Below are 23,029 nucleotides of genomic sequence, written 5' to 3'. Positions count from 1 at the left end.
CGTTACTTGCGTTCCAGTACCAGTAGCGGATCGATACGGGTATCGAACCAGTTCATGCCCCAGTGCAGGTGCGGGCCGGTGGCGCGGCCGGTGGCGCCGACCGCGGCGATCACCTGGCCTTGTTCCACACGGTCGCCAACTTTTACGTCGATGCGCGACAGGTGCAGGAAGTTGGAGCTGACCCCGAAACCGTGGTCGAGCAGCAGCGTACCGCCGGTCAGGTACAGGTCCGGCCCGGCGAATGTGACGATGCCGGCGGCCGGTGCCTTCACCGGCGTGCCGGTCGGTACCGCGATGTCCATGCCGGAATGACCGGCACCGGGCTGCCCGTTGTAGACGCGCGCATTGCCGAAGCGGCCACTGATACGGCCCTGCACCGGCCAGATGAAGGTCTGGGTGAAGTCGGTGCGGTCGTCATCGCGGGCACGTGCCGCGGTCACCTGCGCCTGTTCGCGCTTGATCCGCTCGGCAATCGCCGGCGGCGGGTTCACCGTCTTCGGCGGCACGCCGTTGACCCGCTCGGTGGGCCAGTCGCGCGGGGTCACCGCAATGGTCGCGGTCTCGCTGCCACCATCAGGGCGTTGCACCTGCACGCGCAGCGGACCCTTCTCGTCGCGGCCGATGCCGAACACCACGCTGCCATAGCCGCTCACCCGCAGTTGGCGGCCGGCGTACTGCACGCGGCTGCCGGCGGGTACCTTGCCGATCACCAGTGCGCCCTGCGACGCGCTGGCCGGGAACACCACGCGGCTGTCGATCAGGCTGCCGATGGCATCCTGCGCGTGAGCCGACGGTACGCTGAGCATGGGCGCCGCCAGCAGCAGCGCCCCGGTAAATAGAGCCGCGCGCATCAGCGGTCGTAGGTCATGCGCTGGCCGGCGGGCTCGCCCACCAGTTTGCTGCCGTCCCACACCAGCTGACCATTGACCCAGGTGGAGGCCACGCGCGAACGGAAGGTCGTGCCTTCGAACGGCGACCAGCCGCACTTGGACAGCACGTCCTCGCGCTTGACGGTGAACGGCACGTCTTCCACCAGCACCAGATCGGCGAAGTAGCCTTCGCGCAGGAAGCCGCGCTCTTCCACGTCGAACAACTGTGCCGGCGCGTGTGCGAATTTCTGCACCACCTGCTCGCGGGTCAGCTTGCCTTCGTGCACGCGCTCCAGCGCGGCCACCAGCGCGTACTGCACCAGCGGCAGGCCCGACGGTGCCTGCGCGTACGGCTTCTGCTTCTCTTCCCAGGTGTGCGGCGCGTGGTCGGTGGCCAGCACGTCCAGCACGTCGTCGGCCAGCGCAGCGGTGATCGCCTCGCGGTCGGACACTTCCTTGATCGCCGGGTTGCACTTGATCAGGTTGCCCTTGGTCGCGTAATCCGGGCGCGCGAAGTGCAGGAAGTGCACGCAGGTCTCGGCAGTGATCTGCTTGCGGCTGCCGTCGGCGCGGATCAGCGGGCCCTTCTCGAACAGCGCCAGCTCATCGGCGGTGGAGATGTGCAGCACATGCAGGCGGGTGCCGTGCTTGCGCGCCAGCGACATCGCCAGGCGGGTCGACTTGATGCAGGCCTCGCGCGAACGGATGTCCGGATGCATGTCAGGGGTCAGCGCATCGCCGTACTTTTCCTGGAAGGCCTTCAGGTTGGCATCGATCATCGGCGTGTCTTCGCAGTGCGTGATGATCGGGGTCGGGCATTCGCGGAAGATCGCATCCAGCGTTTCCGGGTTGTCCACCAGCATGTTGCCGGTCGAAGCACCCATGAACACCTTCACGCCCGGGGCCTTCTTCGGGTCCAGCGCACGGATCGCGTCGAGGTTGTCATTGCTGGCGCCGTGGTAGAAGCCATAGTTGGCCCAAGCGCGGCCGCGCGCGAGCTCGTACTTGGCTTCGAGGATGGTCGAATCCAGCGTCGGCGGGTTGGTGTTGGGCATGTCCATGAAGCTGGTCAGGCCACCGGCCACGGCCGCGGCCGATTCGCTGGCGATGTCGCCCTTGTGGGTCAGGCCCGGTTCGCGGAAGTGCACCTGGTCATCGATCATGCCGGGCAGCAGCCAGCGTCCGGCCGCATCCACCACCTGCTCGCCGTCGCGCGGCGCCAGCCCGCTGCCGATCTGCGCGATGCGGCCGTTCTCGATGCGCAGGTCGCCGTCGAAGGTGCGGCCTTCGTTGACCATCCGGGCGTTGGTGATGAGGGTGGAGGACATGTCAGTGTTTTCCTGTGCAACGGCAAGAGGGGGCGTTGGGAGACTCGGGCACGGGGTCGAAGCCGCCGGGATGGAACGGGTGGCAGCGACCGAGCCGGCGTGCTGCCAGCCAGCTGCCGCGCAGCGGGCCGTGCCGCGAGATGGCTTGCATCGCGTATTCAGAACAGCTCGGCACGAAACGGCAGCGTGGCCCCAGCAAGGGGCTGATGAAGCGCTTGTAGAAGCGCAGCAGGGCAATGAGCAGGCGCGAGATCACCCAGTCATCTTATGCCAGTTGGCATGAAGGCCGCATTTGTGCAGGATGGGCCGTTGGTCGCATGTCGCCGATGGCCTGCGACCGGTACCAGCACCTGCGGGTGCTGGCCAGGTTCCGTACCGCGCAAGGCGGTCCGTGTTCGTCGGACTGCCTCCAAGGGCGCCTTGACTCCAGGACTGAATGGAGCAGGGTGCCGAGGTTGCTGCTGCGGGTCGGGTAGGCTATAAAGGCCCGCTTTCCCGGGCCCCGGGGAATCCAAGGAAGAGCGTTTCGTGGCTGCTAAAAAAACTGCAAAGAAGGCCGCAACGGCCGCCAAGAAAACCGCCAAGCCTGTTGTGAAGAAGTTGGCGGCAAAGCCCGTTGCCAGGAAACCGGCCAGCAAGCCGGCGACCAAGGCAGCGTCCTCGCAACCGGCGGCCAGGAAGGCCACCGCAAAGAAAACGCCGGTCAAGGCAACCAAGCCGGTGGCGAAGAAGGCTGCTGCGCCCGCCAAGGCCAAGCCTGCCGCTGCCAGCAAGAAGGCGCCGGTGGTGAAGAAGGCCGCCAGCAAGGCTGCGCCGGTGAAGAAGGCTGCCGCCAAGCCAGTGGCGAAGAAGGCAGCAACCAAGCCGGCGCCGAAGGCGGTGGTGAAGAAGGCTGCGGTCAAGCCGGTTGCCAAGCCCGCAGCAAAGAAGGTCGCTGCGGCCAAGCCGGTCGCCACACCTGCCGCTGTAAAGAAGGTTGCCAAGAATGTTGCCGCGCCGGCCGTAAAGCCGACCCCGGCCCCAGTAGTGAAGTCCGCACCGAAGCCTGCTGCCAAGCCGGCTCCGGCCAAGCCTGTCCCGGCCAAGACCGTGGCAGTGGCAGCAGCCCAACCGGCCTCCAAGCCGGCCCCGGCCGCCGCTCCTGCCGCCTCGAAGGCCCCGCAATCCAAGAATCCCGTGCCCGTTTCGAAATCGCCTGCCAAAACCGCCGTGAAATCCGATTCCGCCCCGAAGACCGTGTCGCGCCCTGTCGGCAAGGTTGCCGTGGCCGTCGCCGCCCGCTCGGCGGCACCGGCCCCGCGCAGCAAGTACAAGGTGGTCGAGTACAAGACCGACGAGGCCACCGGCCGCCCGATCCTGCCGGCTGGCTACAAGCCGTCCTCGGAAGAGGAATACATGAGCCCGCTGCAGCAGGAATACTTCCGCCAGCGCCTGCAGAACTGGCGCGCGGACCTGGTGGAAGAGTCCAAGCAGACCATCGAGAACCTGCGCGAGGAAGTGCGTGACATCGGCGACGAAGCCGAGCGTGCGACCCGCGAGACCGAGAACTCGCTGGAACTGCGTACCCGCGACCGCTATCGCAAGCTGATCGGCAAGATCGACAGCACCCTGAAGCGCCTGGAAGCGGGCGACTACGGTTACTGCGTCGACACCGGCGAGGAAATCGGCCTGGAACGCCTGGAAGCGCGCCTCACCGCCGAACGCACCATCGACGCCCAGGAGCGTTGGGAGCACCTGCAGAAGCAGCAGGGCGACTGATTCCCGCTCGTTGTATGGTCATGCAGAAAACCCGGCTTCGGCCGGGTTTTTTGTTGGGGTGGTTGACTGGGTAGAACGGCGCCTTCCGCGTATCAGAGGGAGCCTGCGGGTGGGTCCGGGCAGGACACGCTGCAAGTACATCCCTGTAAGCTCGGCCGCGGCATCCATGCCGCGGACGGTCCTGCCCGGACCCACCCGCAGGCTCTCAACGGTTTCCTGCGTGCGCGGCCGATGTAGGGCCGAGCCCACGTTCGGCTCAGGCCGAAGCTGGAGGGCAAGGAAGAGGAAAAGCAAAAGCAGAAAGCAAAAGCAGCCAAGCATGGCTTGACTCTACCAAGAGCGGTCATGCGTGCGCTCGCGGCTGTTGAGTCCGCCTTGTAGCGAGCCGAGCACCGCAGGGGAATCAGGGGCGAAGAGGCGCCGCTGTTTGAGCGCAGCGAGTTCGGCGCCGTCCCCTGATTCACCGAGGAGCACGGGGCACCGGCGCGCAGCGCCGGCTCGCGGATGGCGGAGCGTTTCTTTGGTTACTTTCTTTTCGCGAAAAGAAAGTAACACCCCGCCGCGGTCGCGGAAAAGGGCCGCCGGGCATGGCCCGGCGCTACCAATGCGTCGGCGCACGTAAAGCGGCTGTCGCGGAAACGACGAGCCGACGCTACTGCAGATCACGCAAATTCAGTTTCCGCAGCGTCGGGTTCTTCCACGCGGTGATCCCGGCCACGCTCAGCACCGCAAACCCACCCAGCACCACTGCAGGCACCAGCCCCAGCAGACGGGCCATCGTGCCGGCATAGAACGCGCCCAGCTCGTTGGACGAACTGATGAAGATGCCGTTGATCGACGACACCCGTCCGCGCATTTCTTCCGGCGTGGCCAACTGCAGGATGGTCGAGCGGATCACCACCGAGACGCCATCGAAGGCCCCATAGAACAGCAGGATCAGCGCCGACAGCCAGAAGTGCTGCGACAGGCCGAAGCCGATCACGCACAGGCCGAACCCCGCCACCGCGAACAGCAACACGCGGCCGGCATTGCGGTGCAGCGGGTGGCGGGCCAGCCACAGGCCCACGAACACCGAACCGAGCGCCGGCATCGCGCGCAGGATGCCGAGGCCCTCCGGACCGTGGTGCAGGATTTCGTGCAGGAAGGCCGGCAGCATCGCCACCACGCCGCCCAGCAGCACCGAGAACATGTCCAGCGCCATCGCGCCGACCATGATCCGGTTGCCGACCACGAATCGCGCGCCTTCGGCGATGCTCTTGAAGATCGGCGCGGCCGGACCGGTGTGCACCGGCTCCTCCACTTTCAGCGTGGCCAGGCAGGCCATCGCCACCAGCGCAAAGGCCGTAGCCACCGCGTAGGACAGGCCCTTGCCGCCGAAGCCGACCAGCACGCCGCCCAGCGCCGGGCCGGCCACCATGCCGGCCTGGAATACCACGGCGCCGAGGCCAGCGCCACGCGCGAACTGGTCACGGGCCAGCACGCGGGCGAACAGTGCGTTGTAGATTGGCGACAGGAAGGCGCGGACCATGCCGGTCAGGGCGATGGCCGCATAGATCGGCCACACGCCCTCGAACGGCAGCCAACCCGTCGCAACGCTGGTCAGCACCAGCGCCGTGGCGATCAGCCCGGAACAGGCGACCATGCCCAGCCGACGGCGCGGCAGGTGGTCGACCAGATAGCCGGCGAACGGCGCCACGCAGAAGAACGGCAGCACCTCGGCCAGGCCGACCAGGCCCAGCGAGAACGGATTGCGGGTGACTTCGTAGATGTGCCAGCCGACGGTGACCGCCACCACCTGGTAAGACAGCATCGCGAAGATGCGGTAGGCCAGCAGCTTGGCGAAACCGGGCCGGGACAGCAGGCCCAGCGCGGTGTCTTCGGCTGTGGCAGGCTCGCTCACGACGGGTCGCGCTGCAGCTGGGCCTGCGCGGTCTCGCGGATGAAGGCCAGCATCGCCGCCACGCCGTTGCTGCGGGTGGGGGAGAGGTGACGGGCCAGGCCGATGTCCTGGATGTAGCTGGGCTCGGTGTCCAGGATTTCCTGTGCCGAGCGCCCGGAGTACACGCGCAGGGCCAGGAAGATCAGGCCGGAAACGATGGCCGAATCACTGATGGCATGGAAGCGCAGCGACTGCGCGTTGCCTTCCGGCACGATCCAGACCATCGACTGGCAGCCGAGCAGGCGGTGCTCTTCGGTCTTCCATTCGTCCGGGAAGGCGGGCAGCTTGCGGCCGAGGTCGATCAGGTACTGGTAGCGCTCGGACCAGTCGCCGAAGAAGCCGAATTCCTCGGCGATGGCGGTCTGGGCCTCGGCGGCGGTAGGTTCAAGCGGGAACGGGGAGTCGGTCACAACAGTCTCTACAGTGGGGGCGTGGCCGGCGGGCCGGCCACGGGGCAGGGCAGGTCAGCCGCGCTTGCGCGACCAGCGCACGCCCTGCGGGGTGTCTTCCAGCACGATGCCTTCGGCGGCCAGCTGGTCGCGGATGGCATCGGAACGGGCGAAATCACGCGCCTTCTTGGCCGCAGCACGCTCGTCGATCAGGCCCTGGATGCGGGCATCGTCGCCGTCATCGCCCGCAGCGGTACCGAACCACTGCGCCGGATCGGCCTGCAGCAGGCCCAGCGCCAGGCCGGCGCCGAGCAGCTCGCCCTTCAGCCGTGCCTGTTCGGCCGGGTCGGTGGCGCGGCGTGCATCGGCGGCGATGCGGGCCACTTCGGCCAGCGCCTGCGGGGTGTTCAGGTCGTCATCCAGGGTCGCCTCGACGCTGGCCGGGATCACCGCGCTGGCTTCGATCGACGCCAGCTCGCGCAGCGTGCCGTACAGGCGGTCCAGGGTGCGCACCGACTGCTCGATCAGGCCATCGGACCAGTCCAGCGGCTGCCGGTAATGGGCCGACAGCAGGGCCAGACGCAGCGCTTCCGGCGGATGCTGGCGCACCAGGTCGTGTACGCGCTCGATGTTGCCCAGCGACTTGCTCATCTTGGCGCCGCCGAAGTTGAGCATGCCGTTGTGCAGCCAGTAGCGGGCAAAGATCCTGCCGCCATGCGCGCATTCGCTCTGCGCGATCTCGTTCTCGTGGTGCGGGAACTGCAGGTCGACACCGCCGGCATGGATGTCGATGGTCTCGCCCAGATGGGCGGCCGCCATCGCCGAGCATTCGATGTGCCAGCCGGGGCGGCCGCGGCCCCAGGGCGATTCCCAGCCGGGCAGGTCGTCGCTGGACGGCTTCCACAGCACGAAATCGCCCGGATCACGCTTGTAGGGGGCGACATCGACGCGGGCGCCGGCCAGCATCTCTTCCGGATCGCGTCGCGAGAGCTTGCCGTAGCCGTCGAAGCTGGCCACCGCGAACAGCACGTGGCCTTCGGCGGCATAGGCATGACCATTGGCGATCAGCTGCTCGATCATGGTGATGATCTGCGGCATGTGCGCAGTCACTTCCGGCTCGATGTCCGGCGGCACCACGCCCAGCGCGGCCATGTCTTCACGGTAGGCGGCGGCGAACCTGTCGGTGATGGTGCTGATCGGCACCCCCTGCTCGCGTGCAGCGGTGTTGATCTTGTCGTCCACGTCGGTGATGTTGCGCGCGTAGCGCAGGCCACCGAAACGCCGCCGCAGCAGATCGGCCAGCACCCCGAACACCACCGGGCCACGGGCGTTGCCGATGTGCACGTAGTTGTAGACCGTGGGGCCGCACACATACAGGGTCGGACAGGCCGGATCGAGCGGGGTGAACGGTTCGAGCTGGCGAGTCAGGTTGTTGTGCAGGCGCAGGGTCATGGGGCTGTGGCTGGGGGACAAGCCCGTGATTTTAGAACGTGTCGGCCCGCTTTGGGGCGCCGATTGCCACCGGTGGACGCCGGCTCCCCCCAAGGTGGGGTGGGCAGGAGCGGCGTGGACGGGTAATGTTCAGCCCCTTGCGCTCGTCACTGCCTACACTATTGCCGTGTCCTTGCTCCCGTCGCCACTGAAATCCACCGCGTTGCTGACCCTGGCCTGCCTGTCGGCGACGGCCGCCGTGGCCCAGGCGCAGGAAGCCGAGCCGCGCAACCGGGTGGTGATCGTCGAGAACGTGAAGTTCGACTATGCGCAGGTGCTGAACGTCGAGCCGGTGTTCCAGACCCTGCGCGCGACCCGCACCGAGGAGCATTGCGAGCCGATCTCGACCCGCACCCTGGCCCCGGTCAACGTCACCGGTGAAGAGCCGGTCGAGGACAAGGGCCGGATCAGCCGCTTCTGGGACTCGGTGCGCTCGATGTTCAAGCGCAGCGATGAAGAGGTCTCCGAGGAGACCGCCGCCGAGACGCCCGCCCCGGCACCGGCCAACAACGGCCCGATGCTGACCCGCGACTGCCGCATCGTGCCGGTCGGGCGTGAATTCCGCCGGCCGATCGCCTATGACGTGGATTACGTCTACAAGGGCACCAAGTACCGGTCGCGCCTGCCGGAAGACCCCGGCAACCGGCTGAAGATCCGGGTTTCGATCACCCCTTGGGTCGGCCCCGAGCAGGGCGCCGCCGGTAATCCCTGATTCTGCGACCCCGGCCCCTTGCGTCGGCCCCGGCCGCATGCAAAGATTGGCGGCCATGAAGCTCACCGACTTCCAGCACGACAGCAGCGCAGCCCGACAGGCGTCGGGCATGACCTCGCGTGCGCGTCGACCGGAACCCCACATCCTCGCTGGGTAACCGGAGCTTTCTGCTGTTCGTCCGAAAAAAACCCAGCCCGCCGGCTGGGTTTTTTCGTTTCCGCGCTTAAAAAATGCATGTGCTGAAAGCTGCAACTGCAACCTTTTCGATCCACCTTTGCTTCCTGCTTTTCCCTTCCACCGCGTCGAACCCGGCGCCGCCACGCAAGGAAAGATGATGTCCCCCAAGCACTTCCTGAACACCCAGGACTGGAGCCGCAGCGATCTTGACGCGCTGCTGACCCAGGCCGCGCTGTTCAAGCGCAACAAGCTCGGCGACCAGCTCAAGGGCAAGTCGATCGCGCTGGTGTTCTTCAACCCCTCCATGCGCACCCGCACCAGCTTTGAACTGGGCGCGTTCCAGCTCGGCGCCCACGCGGTGGTGCTGCAACCGGGCAAGGATGCGTGGCCGATCGAGTTCAACCTCGGCACGGTGATGGACGGCGATACCGAAGAACACATTGCGGAAGTGGCCAAGGTGCTGGGCCGTTACTGCGACATCATCGCCGTGCGTGCGTTCCCCAAGTTCATCGACTGGGCCTACGACCGCCAGGACATCGTCCTCAACAGCTTCGCCAAGTATTCGCCGGTGCCGGTCATCAACATGGAGACCATCACCCACCCGTGCCAGGAGCTGGCCCACGTCATGGCCCTGCAGGAGCACTTCGGCACCCAGGATCTGCGTGGCAAGAAGTATGTGCTGACCTGGACCTACCACCCCAAGCCGCTGAACACCGCCGTGGCCAACTCGGCACTGACCATCGCCACCCGCATGGGCATGGACGTGACCCTGCTGTGCCCGACCGCCGACTACATCCTCGACGATCGCTACATGGGCTGGGCCGAGCAGAACGTGGCCGAGAGCGGCGGTTCGCTGAAGATCAGCCATGACATCGACAGCGCCTACGCCGGCGCCGACGTGGTCTACGCCAAGAGCTGGGGCGCGCTGCCGTTCTTCGGCAACTGGGAGCCGGAGAAGCCGATCCGCGACCAGTTCAAGCACTTCATCGTGGACGAGCGGAAGATGGCACTGACCAACAACGGTGTGTTCAGCCACTGCCTGCCGCTGCGCCGGAACGTGAAGGCCACCGACGCGGTGATGGATTCGCCGCAGTGCATCGCCATCAACGAAGCCGAGAACCGCCTGCACGTGCAGAAGGCGATCATGGCGGCCGTTGCCGGGCGCTAGATCGAACAAGGGGTAGAGCCGACCGTTGGTCGGCTGCTCCCGCAGCGGCGCACCCATCATTCCAGCCGACCAACGGTCGGCTCTACCGAATTCCCATCCCCCAAGTGGACCTGACTCCCATGAGCAACAAAGACGTCGTTCTCGCCTTCTCCGGCGGCCTGGATACCAGCTTCTGCGTGCCGTACCTGCAGGAGCGCGGCTACAACGTGCACACCGTGTTCGCCGACACCGGCGGCGTGGATGATGAAGAGCGCGATTTCATCGAAAAGCGCGCCGCCGAACTGGGCGTGGCCAGCCACGTCACCGTCAACGGTGGCCCGGCCATCTGGGAAGGCTTCGTCAAGCCGTTCGTGTGGGCCGGCGAAGGCTACCAGGGCCAGTACCCGCTGCTGGTCTCGGACCGCTACCTGATCGTCGATGCCGCGCTGAAGCGTGCCGCCGAACTGGGCACCAACATCATCGCCCACGGCTGCACCGGCATGGGCAACGACCAGGTCCGCTTCGACCTGGCCGTGAAGGCGCTGGGTGACTACCAGATCATCGCGCCGATCCGCGAGATCCAGAAGGAACACACCCAGACCCGCGCCTACGAGCAGAAGTACCTGGAAGAGCGCGGCTTCGGCGTGCGCGCCAAGCAGCAGGCCTACACCATCAACGAGAACCTGCTGGGCCTGACCATGTCCGGCGGCGAGATCGACCGTTGGGAAGCCCCGGGCGAGGGCGCCCGTGGCTGGTGCGCACCGCGCAGCGAGTGGCCGGAGCAGGCGATGACCGTCACCCTGAAGTTCGTTGAAGGCGAAGCCGTTGAACTGAACGGCAAGGCGCTGCCGGGCGACCAGATCCTGGCCCAGCTCAACAAGCTGTTCGCCCCGTACGGCGTCGGTCGCGGCGTGTACACCGGCGACACCGTGATCGGCCTGAAGGGCCGCATCGTGTTCGAGGCCCCGGGCCTGGTTTCGCTGCTGGCCGCACACCGCGCGCTGGAAGATGCGGTGCTGACCAAGCAGCAGAACCGCTTCAAGCCGGACGTGGCGCGCAAGTGGGTGGAGCTGGTGTACGAAGGCTTCTACCACGATCCGCTGAAGACCGACATCGAAGCCTTCCTGAAGTCCTCGCAGGCCAAGGTGAACGGTGAAGTGGTGCTGGAAACGCGCGGTGGCCGCGTCGATGCAGTGGCGGTGAAGTCGCCGCACCTGCTCAACACCAAGGGTGCCACCTACGCGCAGTCGGCCGACTGGGGCGTGGAAGAGGCGGAGGGCTTCATCAAGCTGTTCGGCATGAGCTCCACTGTCTATGCGCAGGTCAATCGTGGTTGACCTGTGACGGGGTGCCGGCCGCTGGCCGGCGCCTCGCAACGTCGATGGAGGGTAGTGCCGGCCGCTGGCCGGCTCGTGGCACGGCTGGATCATTGCGGAGCCGGCCAGCGGCCGGCACTACCGATTTCGAACCCTACGGATATTCAGACACATGCTTGAACAGACGCTCGATCACCTGCAGGCCCTGGTGTCTTTCGACACCCGCAACCCGCCGCGTGCGATCACCACCGGTGGCATCTTCGATTACCTGCGCGCGAACCTGCCCGGCTTCAACGTCGAGGTGATCGACCATGGCGCGGGCGCGGTCAGCCTGTACGCCGTGCGTGGTACGCCGAAGTACCTGTTCAACGTGCACCTGGATACGGTGCCGGACTCGCCGCACTGGAGTGCCGACCCGCATGTGATGCGGCGCCTGGACGACCGGGTGATCGGCCTGGGCGTGTGTGACATCAAGGGCGCGGCCGCTGCACTGGTGGCTGCGGCCAATGCCAGCGATGGTGATGCCGCGTTCCTGTTCTCCAGCGATGAAGAAGCCAACGATCCGCGCTGCATCGCCGCGTTCCTGGCCCGCGGCATTCCGTACGAAGCGGTGCTGGTGGCCGAGCCGACCATGAGCGAAGCGGTGCTGGCGCATCGCGGCATCAGCTCGGTGCTGATGCAGTTCGCCGGTCGTGCAGGGCACGCCTCGGGCAAGCAGGATGCGGCTGCCAGCGCGCTGCACCAAACGATGCGCTGGGGCAATCGCGCGCTGGACCATGTGGAATCGCTGGCTTCGGCGCGCTTCGGTGGGCTGACGGGCCTGCGCTTCAACATCGGCCGCGTCGAAGGCGGGATCAAGGCCAACATGATCGCGCCCGCTGCCGAAGTGCGCTTCGGCTTCCGGCCGCTGCCGTCGATGAACATCGACGCGTTGCTGGCCACCTTCGCCGGTTTCGCCGAGCCGGAAGCGGCGGTATTCACCGAAACCTTCCGTGGCCCCAGCCTGCCGGCCGGCGACATCGCCGAAGCCGAGAACCGCCGCCTGCTGGCACGTGACGTAGCCGATGCGCTGGAACTGCCGATCGGCAACGCAGTGGACTTCTGGACCGAGGCCTCGCTGTTCTCGGCCGGCGGTTACACCACGCTGGTGTTCGGCCCGGGTGACATCGCCCAGGCCCACACCGCCGATGAGTTCGTGACGCTGGAGCAGTTGCAGCGCTACACCGACGCCGTGCACCGCATCATCGCCGCCGGCGCCTGATTCTTCCCTTTCCGACGAAACCGAAATGTCTCCTGCCCTCCAGCCCCATCGCCAGACCCGCCAGACCATCGTGCGCCTGCTTTCCAGCATGGCCAGCGCGAAGGAGATCAGCCAGTACCTCAAGCGCTTCTCGCAGCTGGATGCCAAGCGCTTCGCCGTGGTCAAGGTCGGCGGCGCGGTGCTGCGCGACGACCTCGACGCGCTGACCTCTTCGCTGTCGTTCCTGCAGGAAGTCGGGCTGACCCCGATCGTGCTGCACGGCGCCGGCCCGCAGCTGGATGCCGAACTGTCGGCCGCCGGCATCGAGAAGCAGACCGTGAACGGCCTGCGCGTGACCTCGCCGGAAGCGCTGGCAATCGTGCGCCGGGTGTTCCAGCAGTCCAACCTGCGGCTGGTCGAGGCGCTGCAGCAGAACGGCGCGCGCGCCACCTCGATCACCGGCGGCGTGTTCGAAGCCGAGTACCTGGATGTGGATACCTACGGCCTGGTCGGCGAGGTGAAGAAGGTCAACCTGGCACCGATCGAGGCCAGCCTGCGCGCCGGCTCGATCCCGGTCATCACCAGCCTGGGCGAGACCGCCGGCGGCCAGATCCTCAACGTCAACGCCGACTTCGCCGCCAACGAGCTGGTGCAGGAACTGCAGCCGTACAAGATCATCTTCCTGACCGGCACGGGCGGCCTGCTGGACGAGGCGGGCAACGTGATCGATTCGATCAACCTGTCCACCGAGTACGACCACCTGATCGCGCAGCCGTGGATCCACGGCGGCATGAAGGTGAAGATCGAACAGATCAAGGATCTGCTCGACCGCCTGCCGCTGGAATCGTCGGTGTCGATCACGCGCCCGGCCGACCTGGCCAAGGAACTGTTCACCCACAAGGGTTCGGGCACGCTGGTGCGCAAGGGTGAAAAGGTGCTGCGCGCCACCGCCTGGAACGAACTGGACCTGCCGCGCCTGAAGGGCCTGATCGAATCCAGCTTCGGCCGCGCGCTGGTGCCGGACTATTTCGAGAAGACCAAGCTGTTGCGTGCCTACGTCAGCGAGAACTACCGCACCGCGGTCATCCTCACCGACGAGGCAGAGGGCGTGTACCTGGACAAGTTCGCCGTGCTCGACGACGCGCAGGGCGAGGGCCTGGGCCGTGCGGTCTGGAACGTGATGCTGGAAGAGACGCCGCAGCTGTTCTGGCGCTCGCGCCATGGCAACCCGATCAATCACTTCTACTACGCCGAATCCGACGGCTGCTACAAGCAGGACCACTGGAAGGTATTCTGGTTCGGTGCCGATGGCATCGACCGGATCAAGACCTATGTCGATCATTGCGCGCAGCGCACCCCGAGCCTGCAGGGCTGAGCAATGAGCAACCTCGATGCCTGGAACACGGTTCCCACCCTGCGCGGCCAGCACGTAACCCTGCAGCCGCTGCAGATGGAACACGTGCCCGGCCTGCGCGATGCGCTTGAAGGCAGCGGCCTGGACCAGCTCTGGTACACCCAGGTGCCGTCGCCGGAACAGGCCGAGACCTATGTGCGGGCCGCGCTGCAGGCGCAGAGCGAAGGCAAGGTGCTGCCGTTCGTGATCCGTGATGCGGCTGGCGGAATCGTTGGCAGTACCCGTTTCTATGACATGGATGCCGGTGTGCCGAAACTCAGCCTCGGCTACACCTGGTATGCGCCGCGCGTGCAGCGTACCGGTGCCAACACCGAAGCCAAGCTGTTGCTGCTGCAGCACGCCTTCGAAACGCTGGGCTGCATCAGCGTGGTGCTGGAAACCAGCTGGTTCAACGCCACCTCGCGCACTGCCATCGCCCGCCTCGGCGCCAAGCAGGATGGCGTGCTGCGCAACCACAAGCGGCATGCCGACGGCACGCCGCGCGACACCGTCATCTTCTCCATCATCGACGCGGAATGGCAGGGCGTGAGGCGCCACCTGCAGTACCGCCTGGACAGCCACGCATGAACGATTCGACCTTCACCCTTGGCATCGTCGGTGCCCGCGGCCATACCGGCGCCGAGCTGATCAAGCTGGTGGCCGCCCATCCGCGGCTGGAACTGGCTTTCGTCTCCTCGCGCGAGCGCGCCGGGCAGCGCCTGTCCGACCATCACCCGGAATTCCAGGGCGATCTGCAGTACGAAAACCTGGACGCCGATGCAGTGGCGGCCAAGGGCGTGGACGCGGTGATCCTGGCCCTGCCGAACGGCCTGGCCGCACCGTTCGTGGCCGCGCTTGAAGCCGCGAAGCCGGACACCGTCATCGTCGACCTCTCGGCCGACTATCGTTTCGATAACAGCTGGTACTACGGCCTGCCGGAACTGACCCGCGGCCGCTACAACGGCCAGAAGCACATCAGCAACCCGGGCTGCTATGCCACGGCGATGCAGCTGGCGGTGCATCCGCTGCTGGACCTGCTGGCCGGTCCGCCGCAGTGCTTCGGTGTCTCCGGCTACTCCGGCGCCGGTACCACGCCGTCGGACAAGAACAACGTCGAACTGCTGGCCGACAACCTGATGCCCTACGCGCTGACCAACCACGTGCACGAGCGCGAGGTGTCGGTGCAGCTGGGTGTGGCTGTTGAATTCATGCCACATGTCGCGCCGCATTTCCGGGGCATCACGCTTACCGCCAACCTGTGGCTGAACCGCGTGCAGACCCGCGAACAGATCGCCGAGCGCTTCCAGCAGGCCTATGCCGGCGAACCCCTGATCGACGTGGTGGATGAAGCGCCGTGGGTCAGCCGCATCGCCGGCCGACACGGTGCCCAGGTCGGTGGCTTCACCCTGGCCCCGGGCGGCAAGCGGGTCGTCGTGGTGGCGACCCTGGACAACCTGCTCAAGGGCGCGGCCACCCAGGCCATGCAGAACCTCAACCTCGCGCTGGGCATCGACGAACTGATGTCCATCCCGCACTGAACACGCCTTCCGGAGCCCCCATGGCAGACCTTCTTTGGCAGAAGCCCGGCGTCGCTGTCGACGCCCAGATCCAGACCTTCCTCGCCGGCGACGACGTGATCCTCGACCGCGAGTTCTTCCTGCACGACATCGCCGCCAGCGCCGCGCACGCGCAGGGCCTGCAGCACATCGGCATCCTCAGTGCCGACGAGCTGGACGGCCTGCTGCGCGAACTGGAGGTGCTGGCGCAGGACTTCCGCGAAGGCCGCTTCGTGCTCGATACCCAGTATGAGGATGGCCACTCGGCGATCGAAGCGCGCCTGACCGAACGCCTCGGCGATGCCGGCCGCAAGATCCACACCGGCCGCAGCCGCAACGACCAGATCCTGGTCGCCACCCGCCTCTGGCTGAAGGAGAAGCTGCAGCGCGTGGCACAGCTCAGCGCCGAAGTGGCCAAGGTCGCGCTGGACCGCGCACAGGCCGAGAAGGACCTGCCGATTCCCGGCTACACCCACATCCAGCGCGCCGTAGTGTCCTCGGCCGGCATGTGGTGGGCGGGCTGGGCCGAGGCCTTCATCGACAATGCCATCCGCGCGCGTGACACCCATGCGCTGGTCGATGCCAATCCGCTGGGCACGGCTGCCGGCTACGGCGTGAACCTGCCGCTGGACCGCGAACACACCACGGCCGCGCTCGGTTTCGCGCGCATGCAGATCTCGCCGATCTACGCACAGCTGTCGCGCGGCAAGTTCGAGCTGGCCGCGCTGGAAGCGCTCGGCGGTGCCACGCTGGACCTGCGCCGCATCGCCTGGGACCTGTCGCTGTTCACCAGCGCCGAGTTCGGCTTCGTCGCGCTGCCGGCGCAGTACACCACCGGCAGTTCGATCATGCCCAACAAGCGCAACCCGGACGTGATCGAGCTGATGCGTGCGACCCACGCCAGCGTCGCCGCAGCGCGCACCGAGATCGAGCAGCTGCTGTCGCTGCCGTCGGGCTACCACCGCGACCTGCAGTCGTCCAAGGGTGCCATCTTCCACGGCTTCGGCCGTGGCCTGGCCGCGCTGGAGCTGCTGCCGGCGCTGCTGGCCAATCTGGAATGGCGTGACGACAAGCTGCGTGCGGCCATCGATTCGGGCATGTATGCCACCGACGTGGCGGTGGAAGCGGCCGTGGCCGGCGTGCCGTTCCGTGAGGCCTACAAGGCCGCTGCGGCCGGTGCCGACAGTGCAGGGCAGGGGCGTACCCCGGAAGGCAGCCTCGCCGCGCGCGTGTCGCCGGGTTCGGCCGCCGACCTGCGCCTGGACGAACTGCGCGCGCGCTGGCAGGCGCTGTCCTGATGGCGGGCACTGTCTACCTGGTGATGGCGATGCGCCGGCCGGACTTCAACGATGCAGCAGTGCAGCCGCACCGCGATTTCCTCGATGCGTTGCAGGCGCAGGGCAAGCTGCAGCTGACCGGTGGTTTCGCCGACGGCAGTGGTGGCGCCTATGTGCTGTGCAACGTGGACAGCCTGGCGCAGGCGCAGGCCATCGTTGCCACCGATCCGCTGGTGACGATGCAGGCCTCCGAGCTGACCGTGCACGAATGGAACACCCGCTGAGACACTGACCGATGATCCAGCACGCTGCCAACGTCGCCTCGCCGTTCCCCGAACAAGCGCTGCCGCCATGGCGGCGTGCGGTGCTGAAGGTCGGCAGCAGCCTGCTGGCAGCCGATGGCGGCGGCCTGTCACCACGCCACGCGCTGGGCCTGGCCCAGTTCGTCTCGGCCAATGTCCTGGCCGGGCGCGAGGTGGTGATCGTGTCTTCCGGCGCGGTCGCTGCCGGGCGCGCGATCCTGCCGCGGGCCGATGAGCCTGGCGCGGCGATGGCGGCGCGGCAGGCGCTGGCTGCGCTCGGCCAGGCCCAGCTGATCGGGCTCTGGCAGCGCTTCTTCGAGCGCCCGGTGGCGCAGGTGCTGCTGACCCATGACGACCTGCGCAACCGCCGCCGCTACCTCAACGCACGCGCCACGCTCAACGAACTGCTGCGGCTGGGCGCGTTGCCGGTGGTCAACGAGAACGACACCGTGTCGGTGGACGAGCTCAAGCTTGGCGACAACGACAACCTGGCGGCGACGGTGGCGGCACTGGTCGATGCCGATGCGCTGTTCATCGCCACCGATATCGATGGCCTGTACAGCGCCGACCCGCGCGCCGTGGCCGATGCGCGGCCGCTGCATGAGGTGCCGGAACTGAGTGACGAGGTGCTGGCGATGGCCGGCGGCGCCGGCTCGGGCGCCGGTACCGGCGGCATGCGGACCAAGCTGGAAGCGGCGGCGAAGGCGGGTCGTCTCGGCATCGAAACCTATCTGTTCAATGGCCGCAGCGGTGACGTGGTGCGCGCGCTGGCCCAGGACCGCCTGTTCGGTACCCGTATCCACGCCGCGCGCAGCCGTGAGGCGGCCCGCAAGCACTGGCTGCGGCACGCGCCGCTGGTCGAGGGTGCGATCGTGATCGATGCCGGCGCGGCGCAGGCGATGCGCGAGAAGGGCGCCTCGCTGCTTCCCGGCGGCATCACCGGCGCGGAGGGCATGTTCCGCCGTGGCGACATGGTGCAGGTGTGCTGGAACGCGCCACAGGGCCGCGTCTGCGTGGCGCGCGGCGTCAGCCAGTACGCGGCCGATGATGTGCGCCGGATCGCCGGCCGCCATTCGCGCGACATCGAGGCCGTGCTGGGCTACAACTACGGTGGCAGCGTCGTCCATCGCGACGATCTGGTGCTGCCATGACCGGTTTGAAGGACTCCCCGATGAGTGAAATCGAAGCGCAGGCGCGTGCCTGCCGTGACGCGGCCCAGATCGTTGCCGGCCTCGACAGTGCGGCGCGCCGCACGCTGCTGCTGGCAATGGCCCAGGCACTGGAAGTGAATGCCGGGCTGATCCTGGCCGGTAATGCGCGCGACCTTGCCGCTGCGCGCGAGAAAGGCATTGGCAGTGCCATGCTCGACCGCCTGGCGCTGGACCCGGCACGCCTGTTCGCGATGGCCGAAGCCGTGCGAGAGATCGCCGCGCTGCCCGATCCCGTCGGCCAGATCACCCGCGACGATGTGCGTCCAAACGGCATCCGCGTGCAGAAGGTGCGCGTGCCGCTGGGCGTGATCGCGATGATCTACGAGGCGCGCCCGAACGTGACCGCCGAAGCGGCCGCGCTGTGCCTGAAGGCGGGCAATGGCGTGATCCTGCGCGGTGGTTCCGAAGCGATCCACTCCAACACCGCCATCGCCCAGGCGCTGGCCGGCGCCCTGCAGGCCAATGGTGTACCGGCGGCGGCAGTGACCGTGCTGACCGACCTGCGCCGCGAAGCAATGCTGGAGCTGCTGCAGCTGCATGAACTGATCGATCTGGCGATTCCGCGCGGCGGCGAAGGCCTGATCCGCTTCGTTGCCGAGCATGCGCGGGTGCCGGTGATCAAGCACTACAAGGGTGTCTGCCACCTGTTCGTGGATGCCAGCGCCGACCTCGGCAAAGCCATCGACCTTCTGGTGGACGGCAAGTGCAGCCGTCCGTCGGCCTGCAACTCGCTGGAAACCCTGCTGGTGCATCGTGATGTGGCCGAAGCCTTCCTGCCGCGCGTGGCGCAGGCGCTCGGTGAGCGTGGCGTGGAGCTGCGCGCCGACACGAACGCGCAGCCGCTGCTGCAGGGCAGCACCGCCGCCAGCGAAGACGACTACGCTGCCGAGTTCCTCGACCTGGTGCTGGCCGTGCGCGTGGTTGATGACCTCGAGGCGGCCATCGCGCACATCCGTGCCTATACCTCCGACCATACCGAAGTGATCGCCACCGAAGACGCCGGCCATGCCGAGCGCTTCGTCACTGCGCTGCGCTCGGCGGTGGTGATGGTCAATGCCTCGTCGCGCTTCTCCGACGGTGGCCAGCTGGGCCTGGGCAGCGAGATCGGCATTTCCACCACGCGCCTGCATGCGTACGGCCCAATGGGCCTGGAAGCACTCACCGTCGAACGATTTGTCGTGCGCGGTGAAGGGCAGACGCGCAAGTAGATCCACGCGATGCGCGGATGCTCTTCGCGTTAGACCCCGGTGCCGACCAAGGTCGGCGCCCACCAGGCCCAAGCGCCGACCCGGGTCGGCGACTACCGGGGCGTCACACCACCTCGCGGCGGATACCGATCGGCCGCGCGTGATCGTCCATGTGCAGCGTGGCGGCCTTGCAGCCCAGCAGGCGCTCGGCAAGGCCGGTGCTGGCACCCAGATCGGCCGCGACTTCATTGAGGCTGGCCAGCGGTCGCGGCAGGCGTCGCTCGTGGCCACGGAAGCGCGCGCGGTTGTACTCGGCCCAGCCGATCAGCAGCACGCTGGCACACAGCAGCATCAGCGGCAGTGCCACCAGCACATAGGGGTCGAACTGGCTTTGCCGTTGGTACAGCTGCTGCCAGGCCAGCTGGCCGCCGATCAGCCACGAGAACAGGGTCACCAACGGTGCCCACAGGTAGAAGTAGAACCCCCAGAACGCGAGGGTGACGAAGCCCCAGGCGGTGCGCTGGAAGCGTGGTTGGCGATGCGGCTTGCGGATCATCCGCGAGTCGAAGCGGTTGGACGGGCGTTGTGCGTTCATCGGATCCCCCGATCGGGACTGGTCCAGGTGGCGCGCTTGCTGCGACGGCGCAGCAGGGTCTTCGGCAACGCCACCAGGGTGGTGGAAAGACTGATCAGCCAGTACGCCATCGGGTACCAGATGACCCAGAAGTAGTTGCGTCCAATCTGTGTTTCGTAACGACGGTCGATGATCAGGCTGCTGGCGAACTGCATCAGGCAGACCAGGGCCAGGATCACGCCATGCCATTGCGGCAGCAGGCTGGCGATGTACAGCTGCGGCGGCATGTCGATGAGCTTGCCCAGCACCCACAGCACCACGATGAACAGCATGGTGTAGGCCCAGATCACGCTCAGCACGTACTCCAGCAGTACGCCCCACATGCGCCGTTCCTTCCAGTGCAGCAGTGAACGCGCATGCCGCAGCATCACTTCCACGCCACCCTGCGCCCAGCGCAGCCGTTGCCGCCACAGACCCTTCAGCGTTTCCGGCATCAGGATGAAGCACAGCGCGTTGGGTTCGTAGCGGATGTCCCAATGCGCACGCTGCAGGCGCCAGCTGATGTCGATGTCTTCGGTCACCATGTCGTCCGACCACCAGCCGACCTGGTGCAGGGCGGTGCGGCGAAAGCCGGCGATCACTCCGGAGATGGTGAAGATGCGCCCGTACACGCGCTGCGCGCGCTTGATCATGCCGATGATCGAGGAGAATTCGGCCACCTGCAGGCGTCCAAGCAGGGTGGAACGGTTGCGGATGCGCGGATTGCCGGTGACCGCACCGACGCGGTTGCCGCTGACCAGGTGCCAGACCATCCAGTGCAGGGCGTGTTCCTCCAGCATGGCATCGCCATCGATGCACACCAGGTACTCCGAGCGGGCCGCCAGCGCACCCATGCGCAGCGCGTTGGCCTTGCCGAGGTTGCGGTCCAGGTGCAGCACGCGCAGCCGCGGATGCTTCGCCGCCAGCACGTCGAGCCGGGCGCCGGTGTCATCACTGCTGCCATCGTCGATGGCGATCACCTCGTAGTCGGCCGGATAGCGCTGTGCCAGCGCCGCGCCGAGTGTGTCGTCGAGGTTCGCGGACTCGTTGTGGCAGGGAATCAACAGGCTCGCGAACGGTGGATCGACCATCAGCGGCGGGTCGTTGCGTGGGCGCGAATGGCGTTCGCGCCGGAAGTAGTAATACAGGCCGCCCGACATCCAGAAGAACGCCATCACCATCGGGTAGTAGAAGGCGAACTGGAACAGGACCTGCAGCAGCGGGTGCATGTCCATGTCACTTCTCCGGGTACGGGAAGTTGCCGGCGGACATCGCCGCGCGGGCATCATGGGTGGAAGGCTGGCCGGCGATGAAGTCATCCGGGTACCAGGCGAAGTGGTGCACGCCCTGCGCCTGCAGCTGGCGGATCTGCGCGCGCAGCCGCTCGGCGGGAATCGGTTGCCCGCTGCGCCAATCGACGGTCTGCAGTTCGAACAGGGTGTGCTGCAACTGGGGATCGTGCGCACGCACCGCGGCCAGCAGCTGGTCGAGCCAGCGTTCCGGATGCCTGCTGCCTTCCATCCACGGCATCGCCATCAGTGCGGTCTGGTCGTAGGCCTTGTTGAACAGGTCCAGGCGCTGCGCGAACCAGGCTTCGCTCTGCGGACGCAGTACCGGCTCCGCGTACAGGTTGCGCACCGTGGCCAGCTTCGGCCGCCAACGCTGCGCACTGTCGCGCAGGGCCAGGGTGAAGTCGATCAGCGCCCGGGTGCGAGCGCTGCCATCGTCGCCGGCCGCCAGCGTCGGCAGTTCTGTGTCGCGCAGGTAGCCATCATCATGGAAGAGCAGGCCTTCGAAGTACGAGTTGACGGCCAGATCCTCGTAGATGTCGAGCATGATCTGGCGTGCCTTCGGATTGGTGAAGTCCAGCCGGTACATGCCGTCGGCATCGCCGTTGTGGATCGCCAGTGCCTTGCGCTGCACGGGGTCGGGCAGCTCGAAGCCGAGCACCGGCAGCCATGCGTAGACCTTCACCCCCGCGCGCGACTTCAGCTGCCAGGCGACCCGGCTGAACAGGTCCGCGCGCATCGGCATGTGCCGGTTGGGGAAGTACAGTGCATCGGCGGTGTTGTTGCCGTCCGGATCGGCGAACGCCTGCAGGTAGACGTGGGTGGGCGAGATGCGCTTGACCCGCTCGATCAGCGCATCGAGGTTGCGCCCCTGCTGGGCCGGGTCCGGGTCGTACACATCATCCAGGTCGACCTGCAACGCGCGGATGCCGTCGAGCGCAACGTCGCGCCGCAGCTCGTAGGCAAGGCCCTCCACGGTCGGGTTGTCGCTGACCAGGAAGCGCGCCAGCCCATGCAGGTCGCTGGCCACTGGCGTGCTGCGGCCTTCCAGATCGAAGGACACCGGCATGCCCAGCTGTTCGGCGATGTCGTTGCTCAACTGGTTGTAGGCGGCGTACGGCCAGACGATGGCGCGCGGGCGCACGCCCAGGTGCTGCTGGATGCGCTGCACGCTGCGGCCGAGATCGGCGCGCAGGCGCTGCTCGTACTGCGCCTCGCTCTCGTAGCTGCGCGTGGCCGGCCGGTAGATGCGGGTGACCACCGCTGGCGTCGAATTGCCCTGCGGATTGGCAAGCACTCCGTGGTGCAGGTCGTCGGTATGGCTGGCCACTTCGATCAGGCCGCTGTCGTGCATCTGCTTCAGCTGCGCCCAGGTAACGAAGTCATCGTGGCCGAACGGCCGGTAGCCATAGTCGATCGTGCGCCCGGGTGCCATGTCCACGTAATCGGTGATCACTGCCACCAGCGCCGGGTAGCGGTACGCCTGCAGCAGCGGGAACGCCTTGTCGTAGACGCTGCGCAGGCCATCATCGAAGGTCAGCAGTACCGGTTTCGGTGGCAGCGTGGCGCGTCCCTGGGAGGCGTCGATCACCTGCGACAGCGACACCGGGTGGTAGCCGTGTGCCCCCAGCCAATCCAGGTGCGCAGCGAAGTTCTGCGTGCTCACCGCGTAGGTATCGGCGTCGCCCTTGGCCGCGACCCGGTCGCGGATGTCGTGGTAGCTGAGGATCAGCAGGCCGTTGTCAGTGGCATCGAGATGCAGGGCCTGCTGCGCGAACGCCGGCGGCGTGGCGGCCAGCAGCAGGAGCACGATCAGTCGCAGGATGCGGGCCATG

Annotated in this window: 21 protein-coding genes; 12 read left to right on the top strand and 9 right to left on the bottom strand. The window is 67.0% G+C overall.

All coding sequences use genetic code 11. The features are described 5' to 3' along the window. Positions 1 to 2: 2 nt before the first annotated feature. Genes AC5P8Y_RS01265 through yidD form a run of 3 tightly spaced genes read right to left on the bottom strand, consistent with a single transcriptional unit; the run spans position 3 to position 2,453 of the window. On the bottom strand, positions 3 to 851 hold the full coding sequence (locus AC5P8Y_RS01265) for a M23 family metallopeptidase (RefSeq protein WP_049404643.1): 849 nt from the start codon (positions 849 to 851) through the stop codon (positions 3 to 5). Beyond that, positions 851 to 2,197 carry a dihydroorotase gene (locus AC5P8Y_RS01260; RefSeq protein ID WP_012480835.1) on the bottom strand — a complete coding sequence of 449 codons (1,347 nt, stop codon included), beginning with the start codon at positions 2,195 to 2,197 and terminating at the stop codon, positions 851 to 853. Before AC5P8Y_RS01260 ends, AC5P8Y_RS01265 begins: the two co-directional genes overlap by 1 nt. A 1-nt stretch (position 2,198) precedes the next feature. Continuing rightward, on the bottom strand, positions 2,199 to 2,453 hold the full coding sequence (yidD, locus tag AC5P8Y_RS01255; RefSeq protein WP_080240779.1) for a membrane protein insertion efficiency factor YidD: 255 nt from the start codon (positions 2,451 to 2,453) through the stop codon (positions 2,199 to 2,201). A 272-nt stretch (positions 2,454 to 2,725) separates the two neighbouring features. Between yidD and dksA the strand changes: the two genes are divergently transcribed. Then, the gene (gene dksA / locus AC5P8Y_RS01250; RefSeq protein ID WP_005414015.1) at positions 2,726 to 3,955 is read left to right on the top strand and encodes an RNA polymerase-binding protein DksA; all 1,230 of its coding nucleotides are present in this window, start codon (positions 2,726 to 2,728) and stop codon (positions 3,953 to 3,955) included. A 652-nt stretch (positions 3,956 to 4,607) separates the two neighbouring features. Here the strand turns inward: dksA and AC5P8Y_RS01245 are convergent. From AC5P8Y_RS01245 to cysS, 3 genes are read right to left on the bottom strand one after another with little or no spacing between them, the layout of a single operon-like run. Next, positions 4,608 to 5,855 carry an MFS transporter gene (locus AC5P8Y_RS01245; protein WP_049404644.1) on the bottom strand — a complete coding sequence of 416 codons (1,248 nt, stop codon included), beginning with the start codon at positions 5,853 to 5,855 and terminating at the stop codon, positions 4,608 to 4,610. Beyond that, positions 5,852 to 6,304 carry a SufE family protein gene (locus AC5P8Y_RS01240; protein ID WP_005410372.1) on the bottom strand — a complete coding sequence of 151 codons (453 nt, stop codon included), beginning with the start codon at positions 6,302 to 6,304 and terminating at the stop codon, positions 5,852 to 5,854. Before AC5P8Y_RS01240 ends, AC5P8Y_RS01245 begins: the two co-directional genes overlap by 4 nt. A gap of 54 nt (positions 6,305 to 6,358) precedes the next feature. Next, complete coding sequence (gene cysS, locus AC5P8Y_RS01235; protein ID WP_005410371.1) at positions 6,359 to 7,735, bottom strand: cysteine--tRNA ligase; 1,377 nt, start codon at positions 7,733 to 7,735, stop codon at positions 6,359 to 6,361. A gap of 187 nt (positions 7,736 to 7,922) precedes the next feature. On the opposite strand from cysS, the gene AC5P8Y_RS01230 reads away from it, so the two are divergent. From AC5P8Y_RS01230 to AC5P8Y_RS01180, 11 genes are all read left to right on the top strand, one after another. Beyond that, positions 7,923 to 8,486: a glycine zipper 2TM domain-containing protein gene (locus AC5P8Y_RS01230; protein WP_024958440.1), complete on the top strand. Its 564-nt coding sequence runs from the start codon at positions 7,923 to 7,925 to the stop codon at positions 8,484 to 8,486. Positions 8,487 to 8,820: 334 nt separating this feature from the next. Further along, positions 8,821 to 9,831 carry an N-acetylornithine carbamoyltransferase gene (locus AC5P8Y_RS01225; protein WP_005410369.1) on the top strand — a complete coding sequence of 337 codons (1,011 nt, stop codon included), beginning with the start codon at positions 8,821 to 8,823 and terminating at the stop codon, positions 9,829 to 9,831. A 119-nt stretch (positions 9,832 to 9,950) separates the two neighbouring features. Then, positions 9,951 to 11,147 (top strand): argininosuccinate synthase, encoded by a 1,197-nt coding sequence (locus AC5P8Y_RS01220; RefSeq protein ID WP_111108399.1) that lies wholly within the window; start codon positions 9,951 to 9,953, stop codon positions 11,145 to 11,147. A gap of 151 nt (positions 11,148 to 11,298) precedes the next feature. Then, entirely contained in the window at positions 11,299 to 12,387 is a 1,089-nt protein-coding gene (locus AC5P8Y_RS01215; protein WP_111108400.1) for an acetylornithine deacetylase, read from the top strand. 25 nt (positions 12,388 to 12,412) lie between these two features. Continuing rightward, positions 12,413 to 13,741, top strand: coding sequence for an acetylglutamate kinase (locus AC5P8Y_RS01210; RefSeq protein ID WP_005410366.1), 1,329 nt, complete (start codon positions 12,413 to 12,415; stop codon positions 13,739 to 13,741). Between the two features lie 3 nt (positions 13,742 to 13,744). Continuing rightward, the gene (locus AC5P8Y_RS01205) at positions 13,745 to 14,347 is read left to right on the top strand and encodes a GNAT family N-acetyltransferase (RefSeq protein WP_049453465.1); all 603 of its coding nucleotides are present in this window, start codon (positions 13,745 to 13,747) and stop codon (positions 14,345 to 14,347) included. Then, positions 14,344 to 15,297 carry an N-acetyl-gamma-glutamyl-phosphate reductase gene (argC, locus tag AC5P8Y_RS01200; RefSeq protein ID WP_111108401.1) on the top strand — a complete coding sequence of 318 codons (954 nt, stop codon included), beginning with the start codon at positions 14,344 to 14,346 and terminating at the stop codon, positions 15,295 to 15,297. The genes AC5P8Y_RS01205 and argC overlap by 4 nt, the downstream gene beginning before the upstream one ends. Positions 15,298 to 15,317: 20 nt before the next feature. Beyond that, complete coding sequence (argH, locus tag AC5P8Y_RS01195; RefSeq protein WP_005414004.1) at positions 15,318 to 16,613, top strand: argininosuccinate lyase; 1,296 nt, start codon at positions 15,318 to 15,320, stop codon at positions 16,611 to 16,613. Beyond that, positions 16,613 to 16,876 carry a YciI family protein gene (locus tag AC5P8Y_RS01190; protein ID WP_005414003.1) on the top strand — a complete coding sequence of 88 codons (264 nt, stop codon included), beginning with the start codon at positions 16,613 to 16,615 and terminating at the stop codon, positions 16,874 to 16,876. Before argH ends, AC5P8Y_RS01190 begins: the two co-directional genes overlap by 1 nt. A gap of 11 nt (positions 16,877 to 16,887) precedes the next feature. Then, the gene (gene proB / locus AC5P8Y_RS01185; RefSeq protein WP_111187915.1) at positions 16,888 to 18,045 is read left to right on the top strand and encodes a glutamate 5-kinase; all 1,158 of its coding nucleotides are present in this window, start codon (positions 16,888 to 16,890) and stop codon (positions 18,043 to 18,045) included. Next, a complete protein-coding gene (locus AC5P8Y_RS01180; protein ID WP_111187914.1) occupies positions 18,042 to 19,313 on the top strand; it encodes a glutamate-5-semialdehyde dehydrogenase in 1,272 nt (423 codons plus the stop codon). Before proB ends, AC5P8Y_RS01180 begins: the two co-directional genes overlap by 4 nt. 103 nt (positions 19,314 to 19,416) lie before the next feature. On the opposite strand, the gene pgaD is transcribed toward AC5P8Y_RS01180, so the two are convergent. Genes pgaD through pgaB form a run of 3 tightly spaced genes read right to left on the bottom strand, consistent with a single transcriptional unit; the run spans position 19,417 to position 23,028 of the window. Then, positions 19,417 to 19,887 (bottom strand): poly-beta-1,6-N-acetyl-D-glucosamine biosynthesis protein PgaD, encoded by a 471-nt coding sequence (pgaD, locus tag AC5P8Y_RS01175; protein ID WP_012480823.1) that lies wholly within the window; start codon positions 19,885 to 19,887, stop codon positions 19,417 to 19,419. Continuing rightward, positions 19,884 to 21,140: a poly-beta-1,6-N-acetyl-D-glucosamine synthase gene (gene pgaC, locus AC5P8Y_RS01170; RefSeq protein WP_005414000.1), complete on the bottom strand. Its 1,257-nt coding sequence runs from the start codon at positions 21,138 to 21,140 to the stop codon at positions 19,884 to 19,886. The genes pgaD and pgaC overlap by 4 nt, the downstream gene beginning before the upstream one ends. Before the next feature lies 1 nt (position 21,141). After that, positions 21,142 to 23,028 (bottom strand): poly-beta-1,6-N-acetyl-D-glucosamine N-deacetylase PgaB, encoded by a 1,887-nt coding sequence (gene pgaB / locus AC5P8Y_RS01165; RefSeq protein ID WP_005413999.1) that lies wholly within the window; start codon positions 23,026 to 23,028, stop codon positions 21,142 to 21,144. Position 23,029: the final 1 nt, after the last annotated feature.

It is taken from the genome of Stenotrophomonas sp. YJH_SMC_12-1, assembly GCF_059370935.1.
This window is presented reverse-complemented; position numbering and strand designations above follow the sequence as displayed.